Annotated in this window: 2 rRNA genes; both read left to right on the top strand. The window is 54.6% G+C overall.

Annotated features, from left to right (window positions below):
* Positions 1-143: 143 nt before the first annotated feature.
* Positions 144-3,277 (top strand): 23S ribosomal RNA (locus GOOTI_RS23555).
* A 109-nt stretch (positions 3,278-3,386) separates the two neighbouring features.
* Positions 3,387-3,503: ribosomal RNA gene (gene rrf / locus GOOTI_RS23560) — 5S ribosomal RNA — on the top strand.
* Positions 3,504-3,558 lie beyond the last annotated feature (55 nt).

A 3,558-nucleotide genomic window follows, 5' to 3' on the forward strand; every position in this document is an offset into this window, starting at 1 on the left:
TGTGTGTTGTTTGAGAAGTGCATAGTGGATGCGAGCATCTTTATTTTTGCAATGCATACAAGTTTTTTGGTTGTGTGTTTTGTTCGAGTTTTGTGTGTCTACATTCGTGCCTTGCTTTGTGTGGGGTGTGTTTGTAGGTGTTGTTGTAAGTGTTTTAGGGCGTTCGGTGGATGCCTTGGTACCAGGAGCCGATGAAGGACGTGGTAGGCCGCGATAGTCCTCGGGGAGTTGTCAAACGAGCTGTGATCCGAGGGTGTCCGAATGGGGAAACCCAGCACGAGTGATGTCGTGTTACCACCAGCTGAATGTATAGGCTGTGTGGGGGGAACGTGGGGAAGTGAAACATCTCAGTACCCATAGGAAGAGAAAACAATTGTGATTCCGTGAGTAGTGGCGAGCGAAAGCGGAGGAGGCTAAACCATGCGCATGTGATACCGGGTAGGGGTTGTGTGTGTGGTGTTGTGGGGTTCATCTTCTCCGATCTACCTGTCGGGGCGTGAGTGATAAATACTGCATGTTAGGTGAAGTGGCCTGGAATGGTCTGCCGTAGACGGTGAGAGTCCGGTAGCTGAAAATGTGTGGTCTTGCGTGATGGGTGCCCAAGTAGCAGCGGGCTCGTGGAATCTGCTGTGAATCTGCCGGGACCACCCGGTAAGCCTGAATACTTCCTGGTGACCGATAGCGGACTAGTACCGTGAGGGAAAGGTGAAAAGTACCCCGGGAGGGGAGTGAAATAGTACCTGAAACCGGACGCTTACAATCCGTCAAAGCCTGCGAGTCGTTTGGTCGGCTGTGGGTGATGGCGTGCCTTTTGAAGAATGAGCCTGCGAGTTAGTGCTCGGTGGCGAGGTTAACCCGTGTGGGGTAGCCGTAGCGAAAGCGAGTCTGAATAGGGCGTGGAGTCGCCGGGTCTAGACCCGAAGCGGAGTGATCTACCCATGGCCAGGGTGAAGCGTCGGTAAGACGTCGTGGAGGCCCGAACCCACTTCAGTTGAAAATGGAGGGGATGAGCTGTGGGTAGGGGTGAAAGGCCAATCAAACTCCGTGATAGCTGGTTCTCCCCGAAATGCATTTAGGTGCAGCGTTCTGTGTTTCTTACCGGAGGTAGAGCTACTGGATGGCCGATGGGCCCTACTAGGTTACTGACGTCAGCCAAACTCCGAATGCCGGTAAGTGAGAGCAGGGCAGTGAGACTGCGGGCGATAAGGTTCGTAGTCGAGAGGGAAACAGCCCAGATCGCCGGCTAAGGCCCCTAAGCGTGTACTAAGTGGAAAAGGATGTGGGGTCGCGAAGACAACCAGGAGGTTGGCTTAGAAGCAGCCACCCTTGAAAGAGTGCGTAATAGCTCACTGGTCAAGTGATCCTGCGCCGACAATGTAGCGGGGCTCAAGTACACCGCCGAAGCCGCGGCACTCACATAAGCCCGCCCATGATCTACGGGTTGTGGGCTAGGTGTGTGGGTGGGTAGGGGAGCGTCCTGCATCCGTGGAAGCGCCGGAGTGATCCAGGTGTGGAGGGTGTGGGAGTGAGAATGCAGGCATGAGTAGCGAAAGCAGAGTGAGAAACTCTGCCGCCGAATGACCAAGGGTTCCTGGGCCAGGCTAATCCGCCCAGGGTGAGTCGGGACCTAAGGCGAGGCCGACAGGCGTAGTCGATGGACAACGGGTTGATATTCCCGTACCCGTGTATCCGCGCCCATGCTGAATCAGTTGTACTAACTGTCCAGATCCCCCAGGAAGGCCTTCGGGTCTCGGGTGGGGTGATGCACAGGACCTTGGCTGGTAGTAGGCAAGCGATGGGGTGACGCAGGAAGGTAGTGGTGCCAGGCGATGGTTGTCCTGGTGTAAGCCTGTAGCACTGACGATAGGCAAATCCGTCGTCTGTATGTGTGAGAGGTGATGCGTAACCGTTGTGGTGAAGTCCATGATCCTATGCTGCCGAGAAAAGCCTCTAGTGAGTTGGTACACGGCCCGTACCCCAAACCAACACAGGTGGTCAGGTAGAGAATACTAAGGCGATCGAGAGAACTGTGGTTAAGGAACTCGGCAAAATGCCCCCGTAACTTCGGGAGAAGGGGGACCCATCCTGGTGAAGGACTTTTCGTCTGGAGCTGGTGTGGGTCGCAGAGACCAGAGAGAAGCGACTGTTTACTAAAAACACAGGTCCGTGCGAAGTCGTAAGACGATGTATACGGACTGACGCCTGCCCGGTGCTGGAAGGTTAAGAAGACCGGTTAGTTCCCTTCGGGGGGCGAAGCTGAGAATTTAAGCCCCAGTAAACGGCGGTGGTAACTATAACCATCCTAAGGTAGCGAAATTCCTTGTCGGGTAAGTTCCGACCTGCACGAATGGCGTAACGACTTCTCTGCTGTCTCAACCACAGACTCGGCGAAATTGCAGTACGAGTAAAGATGCTCGTTACGCGCGGCAGGACGAAAAGACCCCGGGACCTTCACTATAGCTTGGTATTGGTGTTCGGTTCGGTTTGTGTAGGATAGGTGGGAGACTGTGAAGTGGGCACGCCAGTGTTCATGGAGTCATTGTTGAAATACCACTCTGATCGTATTGGACTTCTAACCTCGGACCCTGATCGGGTTCAGGGACAGTGCCTGGTGGGTAGTTTAACTGGGGCGGTTGCCTCCTAAAATGTAACGGAGGCGCCCAAAGGTTCCCTCAGCCTGGTTGGCAATCAGGTGTTGAGTGTAAGTGCACAAGGGAGCTTGACTGTGAGACGTACATGTCGAGCAGGGACGAAAGTCGGGACTAGTGATCCGGCACCAACGTGTGGAAGTGGTGTCGCTCAACGGATAAAAGGTACCCCGGGGATAACAGGCTGATCTTCCCCAAGAGTCCATATCGACGGGATGGTTTGGCACCTCGATGTCGGCTCGTCGCATCCTGGGGCTGGAGTAGGTCCCAAGGGTTGGGCTGTTCGCCCATTAAAGCGGCACGCGAGCTGGGTTTAGAACGTCGTGAGACAGTTCGGTCTCTATCCGCCGCGCGCGTTAGAAACTTGAGGAAACCTGTCCCTAGTACGAGAGGACCGGGACGGACGAACCTCTGGTGTGCCAGTTGTTCCGCCAGGAGCACTGCTGGTTAGCTACGTTCGGAAGGGATAACCGCTGAAAGCATCTAAGCGGGAAGCCTGTTCCAAGATGAGGTTTCTCACCCTCTTGAAGGGTTAAGGCCCCCTACAGACCATGGGGTTGATAGGCCAGAACTGTACGCCTAGTAATAGGTTCAGGTGACTGGTACTAATCGGCCGAGGACTTACCAACAACACCCAACACGTGAAACTTGTGAAGGTGTTTCGCATCCACTATGACACTTCTGAAACAACACACAGAAGAAAAAAATAAACACGCGTCTGTGTGTGTTTCACATTGTTTCGGCGGCTATAGCGGTGGGGAAACGCCCGGTCCCATTCCGAACCCGGAAGCTAAGCCCACCAGCGCCAATGGTACTGCACTCTAATCGGTGTGGGAGAGTAGGACACCGCCGAGCACAACATTCCAGTAATGCCCCGCACCCTCTGTGGTGCGGGGCATTACTGCATTCA

The sequence above is a fragment of the Gordonia otitidis NBRC 100426 genome (assembly GCF_000248075.1).
GTDB lineage: Bacteria > Actinomycetota > Actinomycetes > Mycobacteriales > Mycobacteriaceae > Gordonia > Gordonia otitidis.